Source organism: Streptomyces sp. NBC_00154 (assembly GCF_026342835.1).
In the GTDB taxonomy this organism is placed as follows: domain Bacteria; phylum Actinomycetota; class Actinomycetes; order Streptomycetales; family Streptomycetaceae; genus Streptomyces.
This window is the reverse complement of sequence record NZ_JAPEMI010000001.1, coordinates 2,726,769-2,751,945: the sequence shown is the minus strand read 5'-3', so window position 1 is coordinate 2,751,945 and position 25,177 is coordinate 2,726,769. Positions and strand designations below refer to the sequence as shown.

Sequence of the window (25,177 nt, the reverse complement as noted above, 5' to 3'; positions counted from 1 at the left end):
GGCCGCGGGCCGGCGTCGCGCACGCCGTACGGCTGATGGGCTGTCAGGGTGTCGCCGGTGCGGGTGCGGGGCCGGCCCGGCCCCAGCCGGGGGAGCGGACGTCGACGGTGAGGGTGTTCATCACGACCTCCTCGCCACAGGTCCGGCAGATCCACGCGGCGTCCAGGTCGTGGCCGTGTGCGCCCTCGTCCTCGCCCTCGCCAGGGCTCTCCGCGCCCGTGGTGGCCACCGGTTCATGGACCATGACGACCGGCGGCTCCTCGTGCACCCAGCGGTCACCCCAGTCCAGCAGGGCGCGGATCACCGGAGCGAGGTCCCGGCCCGCCTCGGTCAGGTGGTACTCGTGGCGCAGCGGCCGTTCGCTGTACGGGCGCCGCTCGACCACCCCGGCGTGCTCCAGTGACCGCAGCCGGGCCGCGAGCCGGTCCCGGGGTGCGCCGGTGTTCCGGGCGATCGCCTCGAACCGGTGATTGCCGAAGAAGATCTCGCGGACCGCTAGCAGCGCCCACTTCTCGCCCACCACCTGCAGTGTGGCGGCGGCGGAACACGGGCGGCCGGGCAGTGTGCCGATGTCGATACGGCTGCCGGAACCATTCATTGCACTCACCCCTACAAGGTTGCCATCTCAAACTTACTGGCGCTACCTTGCCGTCATGACAGTTGGAAAATCAAACTCACTCGCAGGTGCGGCCGACCCTGGGCCGTCCGCCCCGCCCGCGGAGTCCGGGCCGCCCGCGGCGAACAGGCCCGCGAAGGGCTCGGCGAACGGGTCCGCGAAGAGTCCATCCACTGGATCCCGCGCGACGGCCTGGATCGTTTCGGCCGGGGTCTTCGTCGTGAACCTCGACCTGTTCATCGTCAACGTGGCCGTCCCCGCCCTCGGTGACTCCTTCGACGGCAGCTCGCTCGCCTCGCTGTCCTGGGTGCTCAACGCGTACGCGATCGTCTTCGCCGCGCTGCTCGTCGTCGCAGGCCGGCTCGCGGACCGGTACGGGCACCGGCGCGGCTTCCTCCTCGGCCTGGCGGCCTTCACCGTGGCCTCCGCGCTGTGCGCCGTCGCCCCCGGGGTCGGCTGGCTGGTCGCCGCCCGTGCCCTGCAGGCGGCCGGAGCCGCCGCCCTGATGCCCACCTCGCTGGCGCTGCTGCTGGTCAACACCGCGCCGGAGCGCCGGCCGCAGGCCATTCGCAGCTGGGCGGCGATCGGAGGTATCGCCGCCGGTCTGGGTCCCGTGATCGGCGGGCTGCTCGTGGAGGCCGACTGGCGCTGGGTGTTCCTCGTCAACGTGCCGGTCGGTGCGGTCGGCCTGGTGGCCGGGGCCCGGCTGCTGCCCGATGTGCGCCCGGACCGCGACGGACGGCTGCCGGACCTGGCCGGCGCCGCGCTGCTCACGCTCGCCATCGGCGCACTCGCGCTCGGCCTGGTCAAGTCGGATGCGTGGGGCTGGGGTTCGCCGGAGGTGATCGGCTCGCTCGTCGCGACGGTCGTCCTCGCCGGGGCGTTCTGGCTGCGCTCGGCCCGGCACAGCGCACCGATCGTCGAACTGCCGATGCTGCGTACCCCGGCCTTCGCGGCGGCGACCCTCGCTGCGCTGCTCTTCTCCGTCGCGTTCGCGGCGATGCTGCTGACCTCGGTGCTCTGGTGCCAGCAGGTGTGGGGCTACTCGGCGATCCGTACCGGACTGGCCATCGCTCCCGGGCCCCTGGTCGTACCGGTGCTCGCCGTCACGTCGGGCCCCATGCTCCGCCGCCTCGGCGCGGGCCGTACGGCGGCGCTCGGCTGCCTGCTGTTCGCCGTGGGCCTCGGCTGGTGGGCCGTCGCGCTCGATACGGCCCCGCACTACGTGGCCGGACTCCTGCCCGGCATGCTGATCACCGGTATCGGCGTCGGCTTCGCCCTGCCCACTCTGGTCGGTGCGGCCGCGGCGGCCCTGCCGCCCACCCGGTTCGCGACCGGATCGGCCGTCACCACGATGGCCCGCCAGACCGGTTCGGTGCTCGGCGTGGCCCTGATGGTCACGCTGCTCGCCACCCCGGACGGCCCGGCCGAGGCGCTCGATGCGTTCCGGCAAGGCTGGTGGGCGGCGGCCGCCATCGCCGTACTCGCCGCGGCGGCCGCCCTCGCACTGCCCCGGCCGGGCGCCTCGGGCCGCGCCTGACACGTAACGGACGGAACGGAACGGGACAGAGAGGCGGTCCACCGGAGACGTGCCGGTGGACCGCCATCTCACACAGGGCTGCGTACGTGCGAATTACGCGGCTGAGTGGAAGGCGGGCAGATAACCGCCCGACTGCCCTGCGGACTTGGGGTGGTACGACTCGTAGACGGGGACAGCCACGCTGTTGAGCCACGGACTGCCGGAGCACAACTCGTGCCCCGTGAACTCGTCGACCACGCTGGAGAATGTGAACCCGGCATTGGCTGCCTGCTGGGCGATGACGCTGTTCAGTACGTCGGACGCGTTGTTGATGGCGGAGCGCTCGGTCTCGGAGAGACCGGCGATGCAGTCCCCGCTCAGCCGGTAGAAGCGCGGGTATCCCAGCACCACCACATGGGCCTGCGAGGCGCGTGAGCGGATGGAGCCGTAGAGCGAACCGAGGCCGGACGGCAGTGCGTTCTGCATCTGCGAGACAGCCGCGTCCACGCTGCTGAGGCAGGTGGCCTCGCTGTACAGAACACAGTCCTCCATGACATCGGCGAAGCCGACGTCGTTGCCGCCCGCCGTGACACTGACCAGGGTGGTGGACGAACTCAGGGCGCCCAGCTGGCTGCTCGCCACCGAACCCGTCGTGGCCCCCGAACAGGCCACGAAGGCGAACGAGGACGGTGAGTTCTGGGTGGCCCAGAGGTAGGGGTAGGCCTTGGTGCTCCGATGGCAGTCGCCGCTGTCGGAGATGTAGCTTCCCGAGCCGACGCCGGACGAGTAGGAGTCGCCGAGAGCGACGTACCCGCCGGCGGCGGCCGCGGAGGTTGCCGAGGCCGGTTGGGCAACGCCCAGTGCGGCCGAGGCTGCGAGGACCAGAGTGGATGCGGACGCCCAGAATCTCCGTACTGACATCACTGTCAGCCCTCCGAAGTGTGGGGGGTGGGTGGGGGGTTGAGTGAGCGAGCACGTTTCTAGCAGCTGTGGGTACCGGCCGGTAATAGACGCGCAAGAACTCGCCGGATATGCCCGAATGATCGTTCGGTAGGCATGGCTCTGCGCGTAGATGAACCTGCAACTGCCTATGAAATAAAGGCCGTTGGGATGTGTGGCCAGGGATCCACGTGACGTGGGGGAGGCGGCGACGTCCCGCCGGGTCAGGCCTGACCCGGCCGTTTGCATCCGGGCCGGCCCCGACCGGGTGTGGGCGGTGACCGGCAGTGACGGAGAACTCGTCGAGGGTACTAACCCACCCGCTCCGCCAGGAACTGCTCCCAGGTCCGCTGCCCCACCACAGCCCCCTCAAGAGACAGGTTCTCGCCGGCCCGGTACGCGCGGCCGGCCTTTCCCGGCATACGCACCGGCATCATCAACCGGTGCTTGCCGCGCGCCTGCAGATATCCGCGGGCCAGATCGGCCATCCCGTACACCTTCGGCCCCGCCAGATCGGGCACCAGGCCGGCGGGCCTGCCGAGGGTGAGTTCCACGATCCGGGCCGCCACCTCGCGCGAGTCGACCGGCTGGAACCGGAGTCCGCCCGGGCACGGGACCACCGGCAGCTTCGCCATCTTCTCCACCACATCGAGGGCCAGGTCGTGGAACTGGGCGGCACGCAGCGTCGTCCACTCCAGGCCGGAGTCGGCCACGGCGCGCTCCGCGCCGAGCTTGGTCCGGAACCAGCCCAGCGGTACCTTGTCCGCCCCGATCACCGAGATGTACACCAGGTGCCGCACCCCGGCCCGCGACGCGGCCCGCACCAGATTGCGGGTCGCCTCGTCATCGCCCTTGGGGCCGCCCGCAAGGTGCAGCACGGTCTCGACCCCATCCATTGCGGGCTCCATGCCCTCGCCCCTGAGCAGGTCAGCGGTCACGTACTCGATGCCGCCCCCGGACTCGCGGCTGTGCCGGCTGAGGACACGAATGTCGCGGCCGGCCTGCCGCAGAAGCGGTACGACGTGGCCCCCCAGGGTGCCCGTGCCACCGGTGACCAGGATGGGTGAGGTCGTCACGGTCATCTCCAATTCGCTCGTACGGGAGCCGATCTCCCGGTTGGATCAGTCGGGGTTCCGTGGGTCCACTGCATTGACCCGCCGCGACGAAGGAATGTGACACGTGGACGACAACGCACTGCTGACGGAGCGTTTTGAGGAACACCGGTCTCGTCTGCGGGCGGTCGGCTACCGGATGCTCGGCTCGCTCAGCGAGGCCGATGACGCCGTTCAGGAAACCTGGCTGCGCCTCGATCGCGCCGGGACCAGCGGCGTCGAGAACCTCGCCGGATGGTTGACCACGGTGGTGGCACGGGTCTGTCTGAACATGCTGCGCGCGCGTGAGCAGCGGCGCGAAGAACCTCTCGAGATACGTATGCCGGACCCGGTCATCAGCCACGAGGACGGGGTCGATCCCGAGCAGGAGGCGTTGCTGGCCGACTCGGTCGGGCTGGCGATGCTGGTGGTGCTGGAGTCGTTGACACCGGCTGAGCGGCTCGCGTTCGTACTGCACGACATGTTTGCCGTGCCCTTCGACGAGATCGCCCCGATGGTCGAGAAGACCCCGGCCGCGACCAGACAGCTCGCGAGCCGCGCCCGCCGCCGGGTGCAGGGAGGGGCCCCGGTTCCCGACCCCGATCTCATCCGCCAACGCGAAGCCGTCGACGCGTTCTTCGCCGCCGCTCGCGACGGCGACTTCGACGCGCTCGTCGCCGTACTCGATCCCGACGTCGTGCTGCGGTCCGACGGCGGCGTCGCCGGCGCCCGCCACACGGCCGTGCTCCACGGCGCACGGACCGTGGCCGGCCAGGCGCTCACCTTCGGTCAGCTGTCGCCGTTCGCACGCCCGGCGCTCATCAATGGGGCTGCCGGAGTCGTGGTCGTTGCCCATGGAAGGCCGCTGTCCGTCATGGCCTTCACCGTCACGGACGGCAGGACCGTCGCCATCGACGTACTGTCCGACCCCGAACGGCTGCACCAGCTCGACCTGGCAGTCCTCGACCACTGAGGCGTCGCCGGTCACGCGGCCAGTGGGAAGATCCCTGTGTAGTGCGCTGCTTCCGACTGTCGAAGGTGACGATGTACGCGATATCCCTGGGTGACGACGGCGCCGAGCTGCGCCCGCTGGAGCCGTGGCGGGCCGAGGAGTTCCTGGCCCACATCGACCGGGGGCGGGAGTTCATCGGGCAGCACAACGCGCTGCCCGATGTCGTCAGGGACCTGGAGTCGAGCCGGGCGTTCCTCCAGGCGTACGCGGAGAAGACCGCCGCCGACGCCGGGCGGCTCCACGGCATCTGGACGGGCGACAAGCTGGTCGGCGCGGTCCTCCTCCGCACCATGGACATCGAGCAGGGCACCGCCGAGGCGGGCTGCTGGCTGGAGCCGTCGGCGGTGGGCAAGGGGCTGGTGACCCGGGCCGCGCGTGTGATCATCGATTGGGCCGTCGAGGAGCGGGGCATCCACCGCGTGGAGTGGTGGGTCTCGTCGACGAACGAGGCCAGCATCGCCGTGGCCCGGCGGCTCGGGATGACGAAGGACGGCGTGTTGCGGGCGAGCTACCTGTACCGGGGGAAGCGGCACGACGAGGAGATCTGGTCGGTGCTTGCACCGGAGTGGCGGGCGGGCAGGCAGACGTCCTGAGCCCGGCGCCCCCGCCTGTGCAGAACCCGCTCGTCGCTGCCGTGGTGGCCGCCACGCCCCCCGGGTCCGCGCCCGGGGCGGCGAACGCGGCGCCCCGCTTCCCGCCCGACCGCGTCATGAACTCCTCCACCGCGGGCGAAGTCTGCCGGGCTTCGGTGTCCTCCCCACCGATCTCGCCGCCCTCGAGGTGCCTGATGTCGCGAGGGCCTCGGTCAGGTGCCGACGTAGTCCGCGAGGTGTTCACCGGTGAGGGTGGAGCGGTCGGCGACGAGGTCGGCCGGTTTGCCCTCGAAAACGATCTTGCCGCCGTCGTGACCGGCGCCGGGGCCGAGGTCGATGATCCAGTCGGCGTGCGCCATCACCGCCTGGTGGTGCTCGATGACGATGACCGATTTGCCGGAGTCGACGAGCCGGTCGAGCAGGCCGAGCAACTGCTCGACGTCGGCGAGGTGGAGGCCGGTGGTCGGCTCGTCGAGGACGTAGACGCCGCCCTTGTCGGCCATGTGGGTGGCCAGCTTGAGCCGCTGCCGTTCGCCGCCGGACAGCGTGGTGAGCGGCTGGCCGAGGCTGAGGTAGCCGAGCCCGACGTCGGCGAGCCGGTCGAGGATTCTGTGCGCGGCCGGTGTGTGCGCCTCGCCGGCGCCGAAGAACTCCTCGGCTTCGGTCACCGACATCGCGAGCACCTCGCTGATGTCGCGGCCGCCGAGGGTGTATTCGAGGACCGATGGCTGGAACCGCTTCCCCTCGCAGTCCTCGCAGGTGGTCTCCACCCCGGCCATCATCGCCAGGTCGGTGTAGATGACGCCGGCGCCGTTGCAGTTGGGGCAGGCGCCCTCGGAGTTGGCGCTGAACAGGGCCGGCTTCACGCCGTTGGCCTTCGCGAACGCCTTGCGGATCGGGTCGAGCAGTCCGGTGTACGTCGCCGGGTTGCTCCGTCGCGAGCCGCGGATGGGCGCCTGGTCGACCGACACCACGCTCGCGGAGGCGGGCACGGAGCCATGGATCAGTGAGCTCTTGCCGGAGCCGGCGACGCCGGTGACGACGCACAGCACCCCGAGCGGGATGTCGACGTCGACGCCCTGCAGGTTGTGGCGGGTGGCGCCCCGGATCTCCAGCGTGCCGGTGGACTTGCGCACCGTCTCCTTGAGGGCGGCCCGGTCGTCGAGGTGGCGGCCGGTGACGGTACCGCTGACCCGCAGCCCCTCGATGGTGCCCTCGAAGCAGACGGCGCCGCCCGCCGTACCGGCGCCGGGGCCGAGGTCGACGACGTGGTCGGCGATCGCGATGGCCTCGGGCTTGTGCTCCACGACCAGCACCGTGTTGCCCTTGTCCCGCAGCCGCAGCAGCAGGCCGTTCATGCGCTGGATGTCGTGGGGGTGCAGGCCGATGGTGGGCTCGTCGAAGACGTAGGTGACGTCGGTGAGCGAGGAGCCGAGGTGGCGGATCATCTTCACGCGCTGCGCCTCGCCGCCCGACAGCGTGCCCGACGGCCGGTCGAGCGCGAGGTAGCCGAGACCGATCTCCACGAACGAGTCGAGGGTGTGCTGCAGCGCGGTGAGCAGCGGCGCCACCGACGGATCGTCGAGGTCACGGATCCATTCGGCCAGGTCGCGGATCTCCATCGCGCAGGCGTCGGCGATGCTGATCCGCTTGATCTTCGACGACCGGGCCCCCTCGCTGAGCCGGGTGCCGTCGCACTCGGGGCAGGTCGTGAAGGTGACCGCACGCTCCACGAAGGCACGGATGTGCGGCTGCATCGCTTCCTTGTCCTTGGACAGGAACGACTTCTGGATCTTGGGGATCAGCCCTTCGTAGGTGAGGTTGACACCGTTGACCTTTACCTTGGTCGGCTCGCCGTAGAGGAAGTCCTGCATTTCCTTCTTGGTGAACCTGCGGATCGGCTTCTGCGGGTCGAGGAAGCCCGACTGGGCGTAGAGCCCCACGGTCCACTGGCTGTCCGACTTCCAGCCGGGGATGGTGAACGCACCCTCGGCGAGCGACTTGGAGTCGTCGTAGAGCTGGGTGAGATCGATGTCGGAGACCGAGCCGCGGCCCTCGCAGCGCGTACACATGCCGCCGGTGCGGTTGAAGGTCGCCTTCACCGTCTTCTTGGCGCCGCGCTCGACGGTGATCGCACCGCTCGCCCGGACCGAGGCGGTGTTGAAGGAGTACGCGCTGGGCGGGCCGATGTGCGGCTTGCCGAGCCGGCTGAAGAGGATGCGCAGCATCGCGTTGGCGTCGGTGGCGGTACCGACGGTGGAGCGGGGGTCGGCCCCCATCCGCTGCTGGTCGACGATGATCGCGGTCGTCAGCCCTTCGAGTACGTCGACCTCCGGCCGCGCCAGCGTCGGCATGAAGCCCTGCACGAAGGCGCTGTAGGTCTCGTTGATCATCCGCTGCGACTCGGCGGCGATCGTGCTGAACACCAGCGAGCTCTTGCCCGAGCCGGAGACGCCGGTGAACACCGTCAGGCGGCGCTTGGGGATCTCGATGCTGACGTCCTTGAGATTGTTCACGCGCGCGCCGTGCACGCGGAGCAGATCGTGGCTGTCGGCAGCGTGCAGCGCAGGCGACTGCGTGTTCTTCCTCTTGGCCGGGCTCATGGTGTCTCCATCTGTTGGGCGGGCCCGCTTTCGCGGTCTCCGTCGGTGTCGCCTGGCTCGATCCAACCAAAATTCGAGCAGTACGTCCGACTCTCATTTGCTTCGGTCCGTGGAACCTCTGGTTCCGGGCGACGCGTCCCGCCCGCCGAGGTGTCGGACCAGCCGGCGGCGCGCGGGGGCGATGCGGAACGAGCGGTACAGGGTGGACCGACGCACGCGGGTCGAGGCCGGTGTGCGCGGTGAACCGGCCATCCCGCTCCTGCCTCAGAGCGTCGATCCCGAGGACCTCGACTTCGCCCTCGATCACGGACACCGCGCGGGTGGACCAGGGCGCGGGAGCGGGTGGTCGGCACTCAGTCGGCGCTCATCGGTCCTGAAGCAGCCCGAGGACGTTGCCGTCGGGGTCGGTGACGGTGGCCACCAGGCGGCCGCCACCGACGTCGTGAGCGGGCTCCTTCACGGTGGCACCCGCGGCCGTCACCTCGGCCAGCTTCGCCTCGATGTCCGGCACGTGCCAGTAGGCCACCGGTGAGGTCATGCCCTGCGGCCCACCGCCCGGCACCAGCCCGATGTGCTGGCCCGCGGCCTCGAAGCCGACGTAGTAGGACTCGTCGGCCTGTGGCGGTACGCCGAGCAGGGCGGCGTACACCTTCTTGGCCGCCGCCAGGTCGGAGACGGGATGCAGCACGGTCTTGATTCCCTGGGTGGCAGAGTCGGTCATGGTCACTCCTGAAGTCGTGGGTCCGGTGGGATTGTCCGGCGCAGGTGCGAAAGGGAAGTCCGGAAATCGGCAGCCCATCGCCCCGGATGGTGATTTCGCCGTTGGCCGTTCGTCTTGACCGGGTCCAGCCCGCAAGAGAAGGAGAACCACCGGAATCACCTCTGCGCGGTCACGCTAGCTGCGGCTCGGGGGTCCGCGCTTCTCGAATCCTGATCGGTTCGGCCGCCTGTTTCGCGACGCACGACGGGATCCCTGCCGTCGCGCGCGGAACTGTCATTCCGAGGATGCCGCAAACGAAGACGTATTTCGTCGAGTGCCGCCGCTTCGCGAGGAGGTTGTCCGTCCACGGCGGGCGACAAAAAGAAAAGGCAAGGAGGTAATCCACTCCTTGCCACTCTCAACTTATAGCGCACGGGGGGCCTTGCGGCAAGACCCGGGGCGTGCCGCAGAATCGTCGGCCGAGGCCAGAACCTGCGGAAATCAGGGATCCGTGAAGTGCGTCTGTTTTTGCCGACGTACGGGTTGCGGGAACTCGGCGCGGAGGTGCGGATGTGTGCGCCGCCGGACCGCGCGGAGCCGCCGGCCGAAATCCAATCTCGTTGAATGGGCGTTTTGATGATTGACGTGATCGTGGTCGGCGGCGGACCGACCGGCTTGATGCTGGCCGGCGAGTTGCGGCTGGCCGGAGTGCACGTGATCGTGCTGGAGAAGTTGACGGAGCCGACCGGGGAGTCCCGCGGGCGCGGCCTGCACACGCGCAGCGTCGAGATGATGGACCAGCGCGGCCTGCTGGACCGGTTCCTCGCGGTCAGTGAGAAGTTCCAGGTCGGCGGTTTCTTCGGTGGCATCCAGAAGCCGTGGCCGGACCGGTTGGACACAGCGCACCCGTACGGCCTCTCCACTCTGCAGCCGGTCACCGAGCGGCTGCTCAACGAGCGTGCCCTCGAACTCGGGGCCGAGATCCGGCGCGGCTGCGAAGTGGTCGGGCTGAGCCAGGACGAGGACGGGGTGACCGTCGAGCTGGCGGACGGCACGCACCTGCGCTCGCGCCACCTCGTCGGGTGCGACGGCGGCCGCAGTGCGGTGCGCAAGCTGCTCGGCGTCGGTTTCCCCGGCGAGCCCGCCAGGGTCGAGACGCTGCTGGGCGACATGGAGATGGCCGAGGATCCGGCGACGGTGGCCGCCGTCGTCGCGGAGGTCCGCAAGACCCAGCTGCGGTTCGGCACCATCCCCAACGGGGACGGGACGCACCGCGTCATCGTGCCCGCCGACGGCGTGGCCGAGGACCGTGCGACCGCGCCGACCCTCGAGGAGTTCAAGCAGCAGTTGCGGGCGGTCGCGGGCACCGACTTCGGTGTGCACTCGCCGCGCCGGCTGTCCCGGTTCGGCGACGCCACCCGGCAGGCCGAGCGCTACCGGGTCGGCCGGGTACTGCTGGCCGGCGACGCGGCGCACATCCACCCGCCGACCGGCGGGCAGGGGCTCAACCTCGGCTTGCAGGACGCGTTCAACCTGGGCTGGAAGCTGGCCGCCGAGGTCAACGGCTGGGCACCGGAGGGGCTGCTGGACAGCTATCACGACGAACGGCACCCGGTCGGCGCCCGCGTGCTGGACAACACCCGCGCGCAGATCACGCTGCTGGGGACCGATCCGGGTGCGACCGCGCTGCGGGAGCTGTTCTCGACGCTGATGGACTTCGAGGAGGTGAACCGGTACGTGACCGGGATGATCACCGCGGTCGGGGTCCGCTACGACTTCGGCGAGGGCCATGAACTGCTGGGCCGGCGGATGCGGGACGTGAAGCTGAAGCAGGGGCGCCTCTACGAGCTGATGCACGGCGGCCGCGGCCTGCTGCTCGACGGCACCGGCCGGCTCTCGGTGGAGGGCTGGGCGGATCGGGTCGACCACGTAGTCGACGTCAGTGAGGAACTGGACGTGCCCGCGGTGCTGCTGCGGCCGGACGGCCACGTGGCGTGGGTCGGTGAAGATCAGGCAGATCTGCTCAGCCGGATGCCGAGGTGGTTCGGCGCTACGGTCGGCTGAACGCGTCGGATGAGGCGGGACACGACAGGCGTCCTGCACGTACGACACCTGTCGCGTTCGGACTCGTTCGGTCACGTACCGTGACTCAGGACACTATTGCAAGCATGTGCTTGCAATAGTTAGCAGTGATGGCGCACTATCGAGTCATGGCATCACTCAACGTCGGCAATCTCGGCGAGTACCTGCGCGAGCAGCGCCGCACTGCTCAGCTCTCGCTGCGGCAGCTCGCCGATGCTGCCGGGGTGTCCAATCCGTATCTCAGCCAGATCGAACGCGGGCTGCGCAAGCCGAGCGCCGAGGTGCTGCAGCAGGTCGCCAAGGCGCTGCGGATCTCCGCGGAGACCCTCTATGTGCGGGCCGGGATTCTGGACGAGCGGGAGCGGGGGGAGCTGGAGACCCGGGCGGTCATCCTGGCCGATCCGTCCATGAACGAGCGGCAGAAGAACGTGCTGCTGCAGATCTACGACTCCTTCCGCAAGGAGAACGGGTTCGAATCCGGCTCCGGGGACACCGATGACGAATCCGGCCTCAGCGCCGACGGCACAGATGCCGATACAGCTTCAAAGCCTTCACCACCCTCAAACTGAGTCTGATGATCCGGGAGGACCACAGTCATGGCCATCACCGATGACCTGCGTAAGACCCTCACCGACCCCACCCCTCTCTACTTCGCCGCCGGTACGGCCGACCTCGCCGTCGAGCAGGCGCGGAAGGTCCCGGCGCTGATCGAGCAGCTGCGGGCCGAGGCGCCCGAGCGGTTCGAGGCCGTGCGCAACGCCGACCCGCGGGCCGTGCAGGAGAAGGTGACCACGCAGGCCAAGGAGGCACAGGCCACCGTGCAGGCCAAGGTCACCGAGGTGCTCGGGTCGCTCGACACCGATCTGAAGAAGCTCGGCGAGTCCGCTCAGGACCTGGCCCTGCGGAGCCTGGGCGTGGCCGCGGAGTACGCGGTCCGGGCCCGGGAGACGTACGAGAAGGTCGCCGAGCGCGGCGAGCAGACCGTGAAGACGTGGCGTGGCGAGACCGCCGAGGATCTTGTCGAGATCGCCGTCGTGGTCGAGCCGCGGCGGGAGTCCGAGCCGAAGCCGGCGCCTGCCGCGAAGAGCGAGCCGAAGAGCGCTGCCAAGGCGGAGACCCGGACCTCCGGCACGCCCGCCAAGAAGCCGGCGACGCCCGCGCGCAAGCCCGTGGCGAAGAAGCCCACGCCGCCGACCGCCAAGTAGCGCCACGGCCGATGTGTACCGGGGCGCGGGCCGGGCACCTTTCGGGGTGGCCGGCTCGTTGTCCCGGTACCTTGGCGGCGAGGCGCTCATCCATTCATTAGGCGGTGCACACCATGTTGCTCACGGGGTTCAGCACACTTGTCTGGCTGCTCTACCTGATCATGCTCGTCCTGGCCGTGGTCGCGCTGTTCCTGGCAGCGACGGCACGCGAGGATGCGTACCGCGCCGCGGACAAGCAGAAGAAGTCCTTCTGGCTGATCATTCTCGGCATCACCGTTGCCGTGAACCTCTTCGTGCCGATGCTGTTCCTGCAGCTTGCGGGCGCGGTCGCGTCGATCGTCTTCATGGTCGACGTACGGCCCGCGCTGAAGGCGGTCTCCGGTGGCGGCGGCGGCCGGCGCGGTGGTTCCAGCAGCGACGGTCCGTACGGGCCCTACAACGGCGGTCGTTGAGCGCTCACGGGTGACGCCGTTGCGGGGCGGGGGCGTGGAAGGGACGCGCTCCGGCCCCGATCACCCTTGCGGCTCCGGTCGGTGCTCCGGTCGCGGTCGAGCAGCAGGACCGCGACGTCGTCGGTGAGTTCGCCGCCGTTCAGCTCGCGCACCTCGGCGACGGCCGCCTCCAGCAGCGCCTCGCCGCCGAGCCCCTCCGCCAGCTGGCGGTTGATCATCGCGAGCATCCCTTCCTGGCCGAGCCGCTGGGTTCCGGTCGGCCCGACGCGGCCCTCGATCAGCCCGTCCGTGTACATCATCAGGCTCCACGACCCGCCCAGTTCGACCTGGCGGCGCGGCCAGCGGGCATGCGGCAGCAGACCCAGCGCCGGGCCGCCGTCCTCGTACGGGAGCAGCTGCGCCGCCCGTCCGTGACGAGTGATCAGCGGGGCCGGGTGGCCCGCCAGGCAGAGCCCGGCGCGCCGGCCGTCGGGGGTGATGTCGACGGTGCAGAGCGTCGCGAAGATCTCCTCGCTCTCCCGTTCGTGCTCCAGAACCTGCTGGAGCGTGGAGAGCAGTTCGTCGCCGCAGAGTCCTGCCAGCGTCAACGCCCGCCACGCTATGCGCAGCTCGACGCCGAGCGCCGCCTCGTCCGGGCCGTGGCCGCAGACGTCACCGATCATCGCGTGGACGGTGCCGTCGGGAGTGCGGACCGTGTCGTAGAAGTCCCCGCCGAGCAGCGCACGGCTGCGGCCGGGGCGGTAGCGGGCGGCGAACCGCAGATCGGAGCCCTGCAGCAGCGGGGTGGGCAGCAGCCCGCGTTCCAGCCGGGCGTTCTCCTGGGCGCGCAGTTTCGACTCGGTGAGCTGGTGCTGCGCGACGTCGGCGCGTTTGCGTTCGACGGCGTAGCGGATGGCGCGCGTGAGCAGCCGCCCGTCGAGCTCGCCGCGGAAGAGGTAGTCCTGGGCGCCGACGCGTACCGCCTCGGCGGCCAGCTCGGTGTCGTCCTCCGCGGTGAGCGCGAGGACGGCGTGGCGCGGTGCGATGCGCAGGACGTGCTTGAGGGTGGCGAGCTCGGCGGCCCCCTCGTCGGCGCGTGTCTCGCTGCTGGGCGGCAGGGACAGGTCCAGCAGGATGCAGTCGACGTCGTCCGTGAGGAGCCGTCCCGCCTCGGTCAGATTGCGGGCGGTCCGGACGCGGACCCGGGTGCCGGCCGCGGCAGGGAGCTCGGGGACGGTGAAGGTGCCCGCCGGGTCGTCCTCGATCACCAGGAGGGTGAGGTGGGCGACGTGGGTGGCCTCCGCAGTGGGAGCGACACGCTGCTGCGGTACGGGTACGGGCATAGGTTCGGTTTCCTTCCCTCCCCCCGAGGGCGCGGCGGAACGACGATCGACGACCCACCAGACCGGGACGATAGCGGTACTGGACATGCGAACGGAATGGCGAATGTCATCTGCCCTCCGGCATATGCGGAGCCATAAGCCGCGTCCCGTCACGGATCCGGCGAGAAATGCGCGCCCATGAGTGGTCCGAGGGTCATGACGAACATCACCCCTGCGGCGTGGGCGCGGGTGGCGTGCCTCACGGCGCGGGGGAGTGAGCGGGTGGTCCGGGTCACTCGCGCGGGGCCGCCCGTATCCGTACCGGCGTGGACCGGTCACCGGTCCGGGCGAACCACCCCGAGGATCTCCATCGAGCCCGCCCCCGCGAGCGTCACGTTCCGCCCCGGGCGCGGTGCGTGCACGATGGCGCCGTCGCCGATGTACATCCCCACATGGCTGGCGTCACTGTGGTAGATGATCAGGTCGCCGGGGCGCATGTCCTTGACGGCGATGTGCGGCAGCTGCCGCCACTGCTCCTGCGAGGTGCGCGGGATCGGCCGTCCCGCCGCCGCCCACGCCTGGGACGTCAGCCCCGAGCAGTCGTACGATCCGGGCCCCTCGGCCCCCCAGACGTACGGCTTGCCGATCTGGGCCGTCGCGAAGGCCACCGCCTTCTTGCCGTGCGCGCTCGCCTCGCGGTTGATCTCCTTGAGGGCGCCGGAGCCGAGCCAGGCGGTCTGCGCCTTGTACTCCGCCTCCTGCTCCAGCTTGAGGAGGCGTGCCCGCTCCTCCTTCTCCAGCTGCGATTCGAGCTTCTTCGCCGCTGCGATCTGCCCGTTGATCCGCTTCTTGGCCTTGGCCTGCTTCAGACGGTTGGCCTCGAGCTTCTTCCAGTTGCTGCTCGCGTCCTTGGTGTACGTCTCCAAGTCCTCCTGGGTCCTGGTCAGTTCGCCGAGGACCCCCTTGGCGGCCTGCTGGCCCTGCCAGACCCTGTTCACGCCGTCCATGAACATCCGCGGGTCGTCGCTGAGCATCATCTGCGCGCCCGGCGGCAGCCCGCCGGTGCGGTACTGCTCGCGGGCCTGGGCGCCCGCCCTGCTCTTGAGGTCGGCGATCTTCGCCTGTCCCGCGACGATCGCCTGTGCCAGTTTGACGATCTCGCCGGACTGCTTCTTTGCCTGCTCCTCGGCGAGGTTGTACGCGTCGGTGGCCGTCCCGGCCTTGCGGTAGAGGGCGTCGATCTCCTTGCGTACCTCTTCGAGGCTCTTCCGCTGCGGAGCTGCCGGTGCGGTGGGGGAGTGGGAGGGGGAAGGCGGTCCGGGTGTGGCGAAGGCCTGGGTCGGCACGGTCAGTACGGCCAGAGCGCAGACCAGAGTGATCGCGGCAGCGGCACAGTGACGTCGGTTCACAAGCTCCCCCTCCGAGCAGATCTGACTTACCGTCAGTAACTTTTCGCGGCGTCGCGATCGTGCCATGCCGTACCGAAAAGCAACAGAGGCATTCCCCGTCATCTCGGACGAACGGCGTCGCGTCCGTGTTCCCGGATGCGCCCCGAACTTCGCCGGTTCAGCGCCTGTCGGGCCGCCCATCGACGCCCGTCGAGCCATCGGTCCGCGCGTGCTCGGCTACCGCTCGGGCCGCAACGCGGCCCACTTCACCGTGACTTCGCCCTGCCGCCACCTCCGTACCCCGTCCGTCAGAGGCCAGTCCCCCGACAGCGTGCGCACCGCGGTGATCCAACGCTGCCGCGCGCCCAGTGAGGCGTACGGAGCCGCCGCGGCCCACGCCCGGTCGAAGTCGCGCAGGAACGCGTGGACCGGTTCGCCCGGCACATTGCGGTGGATCAGCGCCTTGGGGAGGCGTTCCGCGAGGTCGGAGGGGCGGTCGAGGGAGCCGAGGCGGGTTGCGAACGTGACCGTGCGCGGGCCTTCCGGGCCGAGCGCCACCCACACATGGCGGCGCCCGATCTCGTCGCAGGTGCCCTCCACCAGAAGCCCGTCGGGGGCGAGCCGGGCGCACAGCCGCCGCCAGACCGCGGCGACCTCACCCTCGTCGTACTGGCGGAGCACGTTCGCCGCCCGGATGAGGGTGGGGCGGCCGGTCAGCGGGATCTCGAAGCCGCCGTGGACGAAGGTGAGCCCCTCGCGCTCGTACGGCTTCGCGGCCGCGACCCGCTCCGGATCGATCTCGATGCCGACGACCGCCGTGCGCGGCTCGGCGGTGCGCAGGCGTTGCAGCAGCTCGACGGCGGTCCAGGGGGCGGCGCCGTATCCGAGGTCGACCGCGACGGGGGAGTCGGAGCGGCGCAGGGCGGGGCCGTGCGTGGCGGCGATCCAGCGGTCCATGCGGCGGAGCCGGTTCGGGTTGGTGGTCCCGCGGGTCGCGGTGCCGATGGGGCGCATGACAGCGAGCCTAACGATCCCGCGGGCCCGGGCGGGCTGCGGTGACGCGCCGTGGCTGATCGTAATGATTTGGCAAAACAGAGACGGAAGCGGAAATGAAAGGGTGCGTTCCGCTGTTCCAGGCTTCCGAGGGGGCGCATGCCCTTTCACTGTCATGCCCCGAGCGAGGAGGACCGGACGACGTGAGCCAGTACGTCTCTCGGCTCGGCAGCAACCGCATGGCACCACGCCTGAGGTTTCCCGGCGCCTTCCCCGGCAGTCACCGCAAACCGCGTCGCATCGCGATGCTCTCCGTGCACACCTCCCCGCTGCACCAGCCGGGCACGGGCGACGCGGGCGGCATGAACGTCTACATCGTGGAGCTGGCCAAACGGCTCGCCGCGATCAACATCGAGGTGGAAGTCTTCACCCGGGCCACCACCGGCGCCCTGCCCCCGGCGGTCGAGCTGGCGCCCGGCGTCCTGGTGCGGCACGTCGACGCGGGGCCGTACGAAGGTCTGGCCAAGGAGGACCTGCCCGCCCAGCTCTGCGCCTTCACCCACGGGGTGATGCAGGCCTGGGCCGGTCAGCGCCCGGGCTACTACGACCTGGTCCACTCCCACTACTGGCTCTCCGGCCATGTCGGCTGGCTCGCCGCGCAGCGCTGGGGCGTCCCTCTCGTGCACGCCATGCACACCATGGCGAAGGTGAAGAACGCGGCGCTCGCCGAGGGCGACACCCCCGAGCCGGCCGCCCGGGTCATCGGCGAGACCCAGATCGTCAGCGCCGCCGACCGGCTGATCGCGAACACCGCGGGGGAGGCGGACGAGCTCGTCCGGTTCTACGAGGCCGATGCGGCGGCCGTCGCCGTCGTCCACCCGGGGGTCAACCTGGAACGCTTCCGCCCCGCCGACGGCAGGGCCGCTGCCCGGGCCCGCCTCGGACTGCCCCAGGACGCCTTCGTCCCGCTCTTCGCCGGCCGTATCCAGCCGCTGAAGGCCCCCGATGTGCTGCTGCGTGCGGTGGCCGTGCTGCTGGACCGCGATCCGTCGCTGCGGTCCCGGATGGTCGTACCGGTGGTCGGTGGTCCCAGCGGCAGCGGGCTCGCCAAGCCGGAGGGGCTGCAGAAGCTGGCCGCGCGGCTCGGGATCGCGGATGTCGTACGGTTTCACCCGCCGGTCGGGCAGGACCAGCTCGCCGACTGGTTCCGGGCGGCGTCCGTGCTGGTCATGCCCTCGTACAGCGAATCGTTCGGCTTGGTCGCCATAGAGGCGCAGGCGGCCGGCACCCCGGTCGTCGCGGCGGCCGTCGGCGGACTCCCGGTGGCGGTGCGGGACGGGGCCAGCGGCTTCCTGATCCCCGGGCACGACCCGCAGGCGTACGCGCAGCAGCTGGCCCGGTTCGCCGAGTCGCCGGAGCTCGTCGCCAGGATGGGTGCGACGGCCGCCGCGCATGCGCAGGGCTTCGGCTGGGACACGGCGGCGTCCGCGACCGCCGATGTCTACACGGCCGCGCTGCACGAGCACCGCCGTCGCGTACGCGTGCACCACGGCTGACGCACGCGCGAGCTCATGGCCGAGGCAGGCGTGCGCCACAGAAGACCCACGCGGGCCCACGCCCGCACCCATGCGCGCCTCCCGGCTGACGTACGCGCGCAGCCGGCGCTGACGTACGCTCGCCCCATGGCTGACGTATCCGCCGCAGCGGCAACAGCGCAGGTCATCGAGGCGACGTTGAAGGACGCCGAGCTCGAGTGGGAGAGCGCCGAGTCCGGCAGCTATGTCGTGAAGCTGCCCGGCACCCGCAAGCTGTCCACCACCTGCTCCCTCATCGTCGGCGCGCACTCGCTCTCCCTCAACGCGTTCGTCATCCGCCACCCGGACGAGAACGACGCGGCGGTCCACCGGTGGCTGCTGGAGCGCAATCTGCGCCTCTTCGGTGTGAGTTACGCGATCGACCGGCTCGGCGACATCTATCTCGTCGGTCGGCTGCCGCTCTCCGTGGTCACCCCCGAGGAGCTGGACCGGCTGCTCGGCGTCGTCCTCGAAGCGGCCGACGGCTCTTTCAACACACTGCTGGAGCTGGGCTTCGCAAGCGCGATCCGCAAGGAGTACGCGTGGCGGGTGTCGCGCGGCGAGTCCACACGGAATCTGGACGCGTTCACGCATCTGACCCAGCGCCCCGCCAACTGACCTTCTCTGTCCACCCAATTCGGCGGCGCACGACTCTTTCGCTGCGCCGCCGCGCCGTGGCATGCTCGCCGCCGACGCAAACATGAACGTCGTTCACATGCATGAAAGGCGGGTCGGTTCGATGGCTTCTGTGGGGAACATCAGCAGACGTGGACTGCTCGGCAGCGCGGTGGTCGTGGCCGCAGCCGCGGCGACCGGCGTGATGGGCGCGGGCACCGCCCGGGCGGCCACCCGGGGCGGTCATGCTTCGGGTGGAGTCACCCCCCTCTGGCGCGAGTTCGCCGCCAACCCCTTCAGCCACGCCCAGGTCCCGTTCATCGGCCGGGCCGGCTACCGGGGCGGCTCCGACCTCCCCCGGCACCGCGCTGTCGTCGCCAACGTCCTGCACTACGGCGCCGAACCGGACGGCTCCGCCGACGCCGCCCCCGCGATCAACCGTGCCATCGCCGCTGCCGGAGAGCGTGGCGGTGGCACGGTGCTCATCCCCGCAGGCACGTACCGCATCGACGACATCATCCGGATCGGCCACAGCGATGTGGTGGTGCGCGGTGCCGGCAGCGGACGCACGAAGCTGTACGCGACCAAGAACCTCACCGAGCTGATCGGCGTGTACGGCAGCCGCTACGGCGGCGACAAGTCCAGCTGGTCCTGGGCCGGCGGCCTCATCTGGCTCTGCCCCGAGGACCGTTGGACCTCGCTCACCGACGCCATCAAGGCGAAGGCCTGGCCCTTCGAGGGCTGGACCGGCAACAAGCGCGACGAGTGGCAGACACTGACGACGGTCGCACCCGCCCGCCGCGGCGACCGGTCGATCACCGTCGAGTCCACGAAGCAGCTGAAGCGCGGCGGGCTCGTCCTGCTCCGCCTCGCCGACGACGCCGACCACACCCTCCTGGAGCACATGGCGGGCGGCGGCCCCGGCCCCGAGGCGTACTACTGGGACGACAAGACCAAGTTGACCTCGTACGTTCCCTACGAGTGGCCGGTCCGCATCACCGCCGTACACGGGCACAAGGTCACCCTGGAGCGCCCGCTTCCGCTGGATGTACGCCCCGAGTGGGACCCGCGCCTGACCACGCTCGCCACCCCGCTGACCGGTTCGGGCGTCGAGGGGCTCACCCTCGAGGCGGTCGAGACCCCGCAGTCGCAGCACCTGCTCGACAAGGGATACAACGGGGTCGCGTTCCAGTGCGCGTACGACTGCTGGGCGGACGACATCACCGTCCGCCACGTCGACAACGGCTTCGGGCTGATCGGCGCGTCTGCCTGCACCCTGCGCCGCACACGGGTCGAGGGCCGCGGCTCCCACCACCCGTACTACTGCCGTGAGGGCTCGCACGACAACCTGATCGAGGACTTCACCATCGCTCAGCGCACCGTCTCGGCGCCCGCGGGGACGCAGCTGCACGGCATCAACGTCGAGGGGCTGTCCAGCTACAACGTCTGGTCGCGCGGCGAGATGGAGATGGGAACGTTCGACTCGCACCGCGGGATGCCGTTCGCCAATGTCCGCACCGACATCACGGTGAACAACAACGGCCGGCACGGCGGCGACGCGAGCGCGGGACCGCTCTTCGGCGCCCGCTTCACGCACTGGAACATCCGGGTCACCAACGGGCGGGCCGGCCTGATGCGGATCGATGGGCTGGCCCCGTACAGCGCGACGGTCGGTGTCAGCGAGGTGACGGAGTTCGACCAGATCGACGTCCCGGACTTCGCCGGCGACCTGCACACGCGGCTGGAGGCGTACGGCACACCGGAAGCGGTGTGGCCGCCGAACCTGCACGACGCACAGCGCGCCCTGGTGCGCTGACGGGTGTCGGCGCTGCGGTCACTCCCGGGTCCGCAGCGCCGACTCGACGTCCACCAGGGCCGATTCGAGCTGCGGCCCCACCTCGCGCCGTACCCACTCCCGCACCTCGGCGGGGGAGCGGCGGGGGACGGTCTCCACCAGCATGATCAGGTAGAGATAACAGCGGTAGAGCGCGAGCCGCAGCCGCAGGGACGAGTCGAACACCACGGCCCCGTCCGCCGCCGACGACGCATATCCGGCGAGGAGATCCTCGTCCTTCTCCACCTCCCCGAGCAGGGCGAGCGAGACGAAGTCGGCGGCCGGGTCGCCCCAGAACATCCGCTCCCCGTCGATGATCCCGCCGATCGTCCGGGCCCCCGGCTCCCCGTCGATGATCCCGCCGATCGTCCGGGCCCCCGGCTCCCCGTCGACGAGCAGATTGCCCTGCCACAGGTCGAAGTGGACGAGAGCGGGCCGGATGACGTCGTCGAGTACGGGCGCCGCGGCGGCGAGCAGCGCGCGGATCCGGTCCGTCGGGCGCGGCAGTCGGGCGCTGTACGTGTCGGCGTCGGCGAGCACGGCGTCCGTCATCGCGGTGAACGCCTGCCGCCAGGTCGGGGCCAACGGGCCCAGCGCCTGGGCCGGATAGCCGAATCCGCCGGGCCCGGTGACGGAGTGCAGCCGCCCGACGAGCCGTCCCAGCTCATGCCTGAGCCGCCGCTCCTCGCGGTCCGCCAGGGCCGGGCTGATCCCGTACCAGGGCTGCCCGGGGCAGGCCGACATGATCAGGTACGGTCCGGTCGCGGAGCCGGGATCGAGCCGGCTGTGCACGACACCGGGGACTGCGACGTCCCCCGTCGCCGCCGCTGCCGCGTAGAAGGTGACCTCGTTGACCAGGAGGTCGCGCTCGTAGCTCATCCCCGCGGCGGTCGGCGGCGGCGGTATTTTCACCACCCAGTCCCGCCCGTCGGTGAGCGTGACGCGGGTGACGGCGTTGTATGTGCCACCGGTGAGGGGGCTGCACGCCGCGATGTGGTCCGCCCCGATTCCGATGTCGTCGAGGACGGTCGAGACGGTTGCTCGGCTCTGCATGTGCGTGCCCCTTTAAGCCGGTTGTGGACCGGACTGTTCTGCACCGACCCGGTCACCGGCCCGGCGTCTTCACGGCATGATCACAACGCAATTACGATCAACTCCTGTGCCCGAGTTGGTTGATCGTCAAACCACAGCTGGCTCATAGAGTTGGGCCATGAGACCTACTGTCATACGTCGCGCCGCCGTTGCCGCCTGTGCGGCCTCCCTCGCTCTGGTCGCCACCGCCTGCGGAAGCTCGGATTCCGGCAGCGGGGGCGCGGATGGCAAGGGCAAGGAGGGCGCTGCGGCCGAGCCCGCCGTGGCCAAGGCGCTGACCGCCGCCGAGCTGGACAAGGTGGCGCTGGTCCAGGGTGACGTCAAGGGACACAAGGTCAGCAAGGCGGGCAAGGACGACGCCGTCGCGGCGTCCGCCGTCACCGTGGACAACAAGGCCTGTGACACCTTCGCCGACGCACTGCTGGGCGCCGGGGTCGGCAAGCCTGTGGCGGCCAACCAGCGCAAGGTCGTCAGCGAGCCCAAGAAGGACCAGAAGGGGAAGCAGGACAGCGCGGACGCGGAGGAGGCGTTCATCGCGGCCTTCGACATCACGACGACGATGACGTCCCTCTCCTCCTACGACGGCAAGGGCGCCCAGGACACGATCGACGGCCTGCGCACCGCGGCCACCGCGTGCTCCGGCGGCTTCGGTCTCACCGTGGCCGGCGACAAGCAGAAGGTCGTCAAGATCGAGGAGGAGAAGATCTCGGGCGGCGAGGACGCCGCGGCCTGGACGGTGACGGTGGAACAGGGCGGCGAGAAGGCCCCGTTCAAGCTGGTGGTCGTGCGCCAGGGCGCCACGATCGCCTCGTTCACATCGCTCAACCTGGCGGCGTCCGGCACGGGCAAGGACTTCGGACTGCCGACCGCGGTGGTCGACGCACAGCTCGCGAAGCTGGTCTGAACAGCGGAGCTCGTCCGGGCAACGGGCCCTGGGGCGAACGGCCTCAGGGCAGCGGGACGAGCCGCACGACGGTGACCGTGAGAACGGACCCGGAGACGTAATAGAGCACGATGGCCCCGAGGACCGTCGCCTCGCGCCGGTCGTGCTCACTCTTGACGGCCGACGACCCGTGCCCGTACGGGTCGCGCCCCAAGGTCCGCGCCATCTCGTCGCGGAACGTACCCCTCTCCCGCATCTTGGCGAGGGTGTCGTCGGCGGGCGGGGCGTAGGAGATGCGGAAACTCAAGAGACGCTCCGCCTCTCCGCCTCGTCCTGCGCCAGCCGGTCCAGGATCCGCTCGGCCTCGGGATCGGGCACGGCCTCCAGCATCCAGTGCCGCATGACCGCCTGGATCTCGTGCACCCCGGCCTCGTTGATGGCGCGGTCGAACTCCTTGCGCCTGTCCTCGGGGAGCGTGGCACGGATGTCCGGGATGCTGTTGGGTACTTCGACTTCGGTGCCGCCGACAAAGGTCTTGAGAGGCTCACCCATGTTCGTTCTCCCGATCTCTCAACGCGCGCGCCCCAATCCAAGGGCTGTAACGCCCTTCAGTGCGACAGGGAATGGCCACGTCGGAATGGACGCAGAACCAAGTAACTGTGGACTCGGTGCCAACGACTTCCCCTCAGCGTGATCGGCCCACCAGCCCTAGCCCGCCCGCCGCCACACCGTCATGTCCGCGGTCACAAAGGCGCCGTCCGGCATCGCGGTCGACTTCGTCACGATCACGAGCAGCGCGATGTCCCCGTTGCGGTGCCGGACGCAGATCTCGCTGCCGGAAGCCGCCGCGGCGAGCGGAAGGCGATGGGCCGTCTGACCGTTGGTGAGGAGGCGGCATTCGTCGACGCCCGCGACCGGTTCGCCGAAGACCATGGTGAACACGCTGGTGTCGCTCTCCAGCGCGCAGCTGACCTCCTTCGCGCAGGTGAAACGGATGTCCCCCGTGCGGTCCTTGCGCTGGACCGGTTTCTTGAAGCTCAGTGAGTTCTTCGCGTCCAGCCACTGCTGGGAGTGGGGTTCGCCCTGCGTCGACTCGGGTGCGGTCGCGGAGGGGTGCGCTGCTCCCGACGCCGCGCCCGGCCCCTTGCCCGCCCCATCGCCATCGGCCCCCGACTTCGCCCGAGGGGCGGACGGGGAAGGGGAGGTCGACGCCCCCGCCACCGAGCCCGTACCACCCGAGCGGCCATCGTCCCGGCCACGGAACACGCCCGTCGCGTCCATGACCGTCCACGCCAGGACCGTGAGCACCAGCACGACCGCCGTCACGGCCGCGCCCACAGCCAGCCTGGTCCCGCGTCTTCGTGACGGCGCCTTGCCCGGGTCCGTCGGCGCCGCCCACGGATCCCGCGCCTGCTGCGGCCCGGTGGCGACCAGCGGCAGCGTGTGTGCCGGCGTGGGATCGGGCACCGGTGGCGGCACCGTCACCTCCGGTCCCATGACCTCTCGCCAGACGGTCGGCCCCGCGCCCGCGTCGGCGTCCCCGCCCAGCTCCTGCCGGCACCACTCCACGACCTCGGCCAGGGTGGCCCGCTCCGCCGGATCGGCGGCCAGGCAGCGGGCGATCAGCGGGCGGAGCCGAGTGGGTAGCAGCGACAGATCGGGCTCGGAGTGCACGATCCGGTACAGCACGCTGACCCCGGGACCATCCCCGTACAGCGGCTCACCGAGCGCCGCGAACGCCGCGGTCTGGCCGAGCGCGAACACGTCGGTCGCCGCCGTGACCGTGCCCCCGGACGCCTGCTCGGGAGCCATGAACTGGGGCGTGCCGATGGTGGCCCCCGTGGCGGTGTACGAACTGACGCCCGCAGCCAGCGAGATGCCGAAGTCGATCACGCGCGGTCCGTCGGACGCGAGCAGGACGTTCGACGGCTTCAGGTCGCGGTGCACGATCCCCGCGCCGTGGATGGCCTGGAGAGCCTCGGCGACTCCGGCCATCAGCCACAGCACCGCGGGCACCGGCAGCGCCCCGCCCCGTCCGACAACTTCCGCCAGCGAGGGTCCGGGTACGTACAGCGTGGCCAGCCAGGGCGGTGCGCCGTCCGCGTCGCCGTCGATCAGCTCCGCGGTGTACGCGCCCCTGACCCGCCGGGCGGCTTCCATCTCCCGGCGGAAACGCCGCCGGAAGGCGGGGTCGTCGGCCAGTTCGGGCCGGACGACCTTGATCGCCACCGGTCGGCCGCCCTGCGTGTGCGACAGATAGACCCGCCCCATGCCGCCTGCGCCGAGCCGCGCGGCCAAACGGTAACCGGCCACCACGGACGGATCGTCCGCCTGCAGCGGCTGGAACACCCCGGGCGCATCGCACATCGCCATTTCGTCCCCCCTGATCCCCCGGTCGACAAGCGAGTTGCTGCTGACCGACGAGCAGTAGCCTAGGCCGTTTCCGATGGCTCGGACCTTGTCGCAGAGCCGGATGATGATCACGGTGATGGCCGGAGCGCCGTTCAGCACGGCTTTCCAGGTGCCGTCGGCCGACCAGCGGCGATGCCGCTCGTAAACGGTCTGCCGAGGGCCGTACCGCTCGGGCGCTCCGATCCGGGGCTGCTGAGGGACCGGAGCGGTCCCGGGCCGCGAAAATGCCTCCCATCCGCGCCGTTTGCGCAGGTGGGAGGCATGATCAAAAAC

General features: G+C 70.4%; 23 protein-coding genes and 1 pseudogene. 11 read left to right on the top strand and 13 right to left on the bottom strand.

Translation table 11 applies throughout. The features are described 5' to 3' along the window. Positions 1-43 precede the first annotated feature (43 nt). Complete coding sequence (locus OHA03_RS12275; protein ID WP_267008024.1) at positions 44-598, bottom strand: helix-turn-helix domain-containing protein; 555 nt, start codon at positions 596-598, stop codon at positions 44-46. Here OHA03_RS12275 and OHA03_RS12270 point away from each other — a divergent pair. Then, on the top strand, positions 570-2,156 hold the full coding sequence (locus OHA03_RS12270) for an MFS transporter (protein WP_323181196.1): 1,587 nt from the start codon (positions 570-572) through the stop codon (positions 2,154-2,156). The two genes, OHA03_RS12275 and OHA03_RS12270, sit on opposite strands and share 29 nt — an antisense overlap. 93 nt (positions 2,157-2,249) lie before the next feature. On the opposite strand, the gene OHA03_RS12265 is transcribed toward OHA03_RS12270, so the two are convergent. Beyond that, positions 2,250-3,056: an SGNH/GDSL hydrolase family protein gene (locus OHA03_RS12265; protein ID WP_267003600.1), complete on the bottom strand. Its 807-nt coding sequence runs from the start codon at positions 3,054-3,056 to the stop codon at positions 2,250-2,252. A 329-nt stretch (positions 3,057-3,385) separates the two neighbouring features. Then, entirely contained in the window at positions 3,386-4,156 is a 771-nt protein-coding gene (locus OHA03_RS12260; protein WP_267003598.1) for an SDR family oxidoreductase, read from the bottom strand. Positions 4,157-4,253: 97 nt separating this feature from the next. Here OHA03_RS12260 and OHA03_RS12255 point away from each other — a divergent pair, with 97 nt between their 5' ends. Continuing rightward, positions 4,254-5,138, top strand: a complete 885-nt coding sequence (locus OHA03_RS12255; protein ID WP_267003596.1) for a sigma-70 family RNA polymerase sigma factor — start codon at positions 4,254-4,256, stop codon at positions 5,136-5,138. Positions 5,139-5,209: 71 nt separating this feature from the next. Next, positions 5,210-5,770, top strand: coding sequence for a GNAT family N-acetyltransferase (locus OHA03_RS12250; RefSeq protein WP_267003594.1), 561 nt, complete (start codon positions 5,210-5,212; stop codon positions 5,768-5,770). A gap of 212 nt (positions 5,771-5,982) precedes the next feature. On the opposite strand, the gene OHA03_RS12245 is transcribed toward OHA03_RS12250, so the two are convergent. Both OHA03_RS12245 and OHA03_RS12240 read right to left on the bottom strand, forming a co-directional pair. Next, on the bottom strand, positions 5,983-8,373 hold the full coding sequence (locus OHA03_RS12245) for an excinuclease ABC subunit UvrA (RefSeq protein WP_267003592.1): 2,391 nt from the start codon (positions 8,371-8,373) through the stop codon (positions 5,983-5,985). 364 nt (positions 8,374-8,737) lie between these two features. Continuing rightward, positions 8,738-9,094, bottom strand: coding sequence for a VOC family protein (locus OHA03_RS12240; RefSeq protein ID WP_267003590.1), 357 nt, complete (start codon positions 9,092-9,094; stop codon positions 8,738-8,740). 615 nt (positions 9,095-9,709) lie between these two features. Between OHA03_RS12240 and rox the strand changes: the two genes are divergently transcribed. The 4 genes from rox (at position 9,710) to OHA03_RS12220 (ending at position 12,812) form a co-directional block, all read left to right on the top strand. Continuing rightward, on the top strand, positions 9,710-11,137 hold the full coding sequence (rox, locus tag OHA03_RS12235; protein WP_267003588.1) for a rifampin monooxygenase: 1,428 nt from the start codon (positions 9,710-9,712) through the stop codon (positions 11,135-11,137). Positions 11,138-11,283: 146 nt separating this feature from the next. Continuing rightward, a complete protein-coding gene (locus OHA03_RS12230) occupies positions 11,284-11,724 on the top strand; it encodes a helix-turn-helix domain-containing protein (protein ID WP_267003586.1) in 441 nt (146 codons plus the stop codon). Positions 11,725-11,751: 27 nt separating this feature from the next. Beyond that, a complete protein-coding gene (locus tag OHA03_RS12225) occupies positions 11,752-12,360 on the top strand; it encodes a hypothetical protein (RefSeq protein WP_267003584.1) in 609 nt (202 codons plus the stop codon). 113 nt (positions 12,361-12,473) lie between these two features. Then, the gene (locus OHA03_RS12220) at positions 12,474-12,812 is read left to right on the top strand and encodes a DUF2516 family protein (protein WP_030977789.1); all 339 of its coding nucleotides are present in this window, start codon (positions 12,474-12,476) and stop codon (positions 12,810-12,812) included. On the opposite strand, the gene OHA03_RS12215 is transcribed toward OHA03_RS12220, so the two are convergent. From OHA03_RS12215 to OHA03_RS12205, 3 genes are all read right to left on the bottom strand, one after another. Next, positions 12,794-14,134, bottom strand: coding sequence for a PP2C family protein-serine/threonine phosphatase (locus OHA03_RS12215; RefSeq protein ID WP_267003581.1), 1,341 nt, complete (start codon positions 14,132-14,134; stop codon positions 12,794-12,796). The genes OHA03_RS12220 and OHA03_RS12215 overlap by 19 nt on opposite strands. Before the next feature lie 314 nt (positions 14,135-14,448). After that, positions 14,449-15,522 carry a C40 family peptidase gene (locus OHA03_RS12210; protein ID WP_267003579.1) on the bottom strand — a complete coding sequence of 358 codons (1,074 nt, stop codon included), beginning with the start codon at positions 15,520-15,522 and terminating at the stop codon, positions 14,449-14,451. Between the two features lie 216 nt (positions 15,523-15,738). Then, positions 15,739-16,515, bottom strand: coding sequence for a class I SAM-dependent methyltransferase (locus tag OHA03_RS12205; RefSeq protein WP_267003577.1), 777 nt, complete (start codon positions 16,513-16,515; stop codon positions 15,739-15,741). Positions 16,516-16,697: 182 nt separating this feature from the next. Between OHA03_RS12205 and mshA the strand changes: the two genes are divergently transcribed. From mshA to OHA03_RS12190, 3 genes are all read left to right on the top strand, one after another. Then, a complete protein-coding gene (gene mshA / locus OHA03_RS12200; RefSeq protein WP_267003575.1) occupies positions 16,698-18,050 on the top strand; it encodes a D-inositol-3-phosphate glycosyltransferase in 1,353 nt (450 codons plus the stop codon). 126 nt (positions 18,051-18,176) lie between these two features. Continuing rightward, a complete protein-coding gene (locus OHA03_RS12195; protein ID WP_267003573.1) occupies positions 18,177-18,686 on the top strand; it encodes a YbjN domain-containing protein in 510 nt (169 codons plus the stop codon). Positions 18,687-18,807: 121 nt separating this feature from the next. Next, positions 18,808-20,499, top strand: a complete 1,692-nt coding sequence (locus OHA03_RS12190) for a glycosyl hydrolase family 28-related protein (protein ID WP_267003571.1) — start codon at positions 18,808-18,810, stop codon at positions 20,497-20,499. Between the two features lie 18 nt (positions 20,500-20,517). Here OHA03_RS12190 and OHA03_RS12185 read toward each other — a convergent pair whose 3' ends face one another. After that, positions 20,518-21,570, bottom strand: coding sequence for a phosphotransferase family protein (locus OHA03_RS12185; RefSeq protein WP_267003569.1), 1,053 nt, complete (start codon positions 21,568-21,570; stop codon positions 20,518-20,520). A 157-nt stretch (positions 21,571-21,727) separates the two neighbouring features. Here OHA03_RS12185 and OHA03_RS12180 point away from each other — a divergent pair, with 157 nt between their 5' ends. Continuing rightward, the gene (locus OHA03_RS12180; protein WP_267003567.1) at positions 21,728-22,513 is read left to right on the top strand and encodes a hypothetical protein; all 786 of its coding nucleotides are present in this window, start codon (positions 21,728-21,730) and stop codon (positions 22,511-22,513) included. Between the two features lie 43 nt (positions 22,514-22,556). On the opposite strand, the gene OHA03_RS12175 is transcribed toward OHA03_RS12180, so the two are convergent. The 4 genes and pseudogenes from OHA03_RS12175 to OHA03_RS12160 all read right to left on the bottom strand — a co-directional run. Next, a complete protein-coding gene (locus tag OHA03_RS12175) occupies positions 22,557-22,799 on the bottom strand; it encodes a hypothetical protein (protein ID WP_267003565.1) in 243 nt (80 codons plus the stop codon). Continuing rightward, on the bottom strand, positions 22,796-23,044 hold the full coding sequence (locus tag OHA03_RS12170) for a hypothetical protein (protein ID WP_267003563.1): 249 nt from the start codon (positions 23,042-23,044) through the stop codon (positions 22,796-22,798). The genes OHA03_RS12175 and OHA03_RS12170 overlap by 4 nt, the downstream gene beginning before the upstream one ends. Before the next feature lie 156 nt (positions 23,045-23,200). Next, a complete protein-coding gene (locus OHA03_RS12165) occupies positions 23,201-24,859 on the bottom strand; it encodes a serine/threonine-protein kinase (protein ID WP_267008023.1) in 1,659 nt (552 codons plus the stop codon). Positions 24,860-24,997: 138 nt separating this feature from the next. Continuing rightward, a pseudogene (locus OHA03_RS12160) lies at positions 24,998-25,078 on the bottom strand (IS5/IS1182 family transposase); the annotation flags it as partial. Positions 25,079-25,177: the final 99 nt, after the last annotated feature.

Bases quoted from the DNA above. Each gene is read 5' to 3' on its own strand.
- OHA03_RS12270 (WP_323181196.1), top strand. From the start codon at position 570: ATGTCGATACGGCTGCCGGAACCATTCATTGCACTCACCCCTACAAGG.
- OHA03_RS12275 (WP_267008024.1), bottom strand. From the start codon at position 598: ATGAATGGTTCCGGCAGCCGTATCGACATCGGCACACTGCCCGGCCGC.
- OHA03_RS12265 (WP_267003600.1), bottom strand. From the start codon at position 3,056: ATGTCAGTACGGAGATTCTGGGCGTCCGCATCCACTCTGGTCCTCGCA.
- OHA03_RS12260 (WP_267003598.1), bottom strand. From the start codon at position 4,156: ATGACCGTGACGACCTCACCCATCCTGGTCACCGGTGGCACGGGCACC.
- OHA03_RS12250 (WP_267003594.1), top strand. From the start codon at position 5,210: ATGTACGCGATATCCCTGGGTGACGACGGCGCCGAGCTGCGCCCGCTG.
- OHA03_RS12245 (WP_267003592.1), bottom strand. From the start codon at position 8,373: ATGAGCCCGGCCAAGAGGAAGAACACGCAGTCGCCTGCGCTGCACGCT.
- OHA03_RS12240 (WP_267003590.1), bottom strand. From the start codon at position 9,094: ATGACCGACTCTGCCACCCAGGGAATCAAGACCGTGCTGCATCCCGTC.
- rox (WP_267003588.1), top strand. From the start codon at position 9,710: ATGATTGACGTGATCGTGGTCGGCGGCGGACCGACCGGCTTGATGCTG.
- OHA03_RS12230 (WP_267003586.1), top strand. From the start codon at position 11,284: ATGGCATCACTCAACGTCGGCAATCTCGGCGAGTACCTGCGCGAGCAG.
- OHA03_RS12225 (WP_267003584.1), top strand. From the start codon at position 11,752: ATGGCCATCACCGATGACCTGCGTAAGACCCTCACCGACCCCACCCCT.
- OHA03_RS12220 (WP_030977789.1), top strand. From the start codon at position 12,474: ATGTTGCTCACGGGGTTCAGCACACTTGTCTGGCTGCTCTACCTGATC.
- OHA03_RS12215 (WP_267003581.1), bottom strand. From the start codon at position 14,134: ATGCCCGTACCCGTACCGCAGCAGCGTGTCGCTCCCACTGCGGAGGCC.
- OHA03_RS12205 (WP_267003577.1), bottom strand. From the start codon at position 16,515: ATGCGCCCCATCGGCACCGCGACCCGCGGGACCACCAACCCGAACCGG.
- OHA03_RS12195 (WP_267003573.1), top strand. From the start codon at position 18,177: ATGGCTGACGTATCCGCCGCAGCGGCAACAGCGCAGGTCATCGAGGCG.
- OHA03_RS12190 (WP_267003571.1), top strand. From the start codon at position 18,808: ATGGCTTCTGTGGGGAACATCAGCAGACGTGGACTGCTCGGCAGCGCG.
- OHA03_RS12185 (WP_267003569.1), bottom strand. From the start codon at position 21,570: ATGCAGAGCCGAGCAACCGTCTCGACCGTCCTCGACGACATCGGAATC.
- OHA03_RS12180 (WP_267003567.1), top strand. From the start codon at position 21,728: ATGAGACCTACTGTCATACGTCGCGCCGCCGTTGCCGCCTGTGCGGCC.
- OHA03_RS12170 (WP_267003563.1), bottom strand. From the start codon at position 23,044: ATGGGTGAGCCTCTCAAGACCTTTGTCGGCGGCACCGAAGTCGAAGTA.
- OHA03_RS12165 (WP_267008023.1), bottom strand. From the start codon at position 24,859: ATGTGCGATGCGCCCGGGGTGTTCCAGCCGCTGCAGGCGGACGATCCG.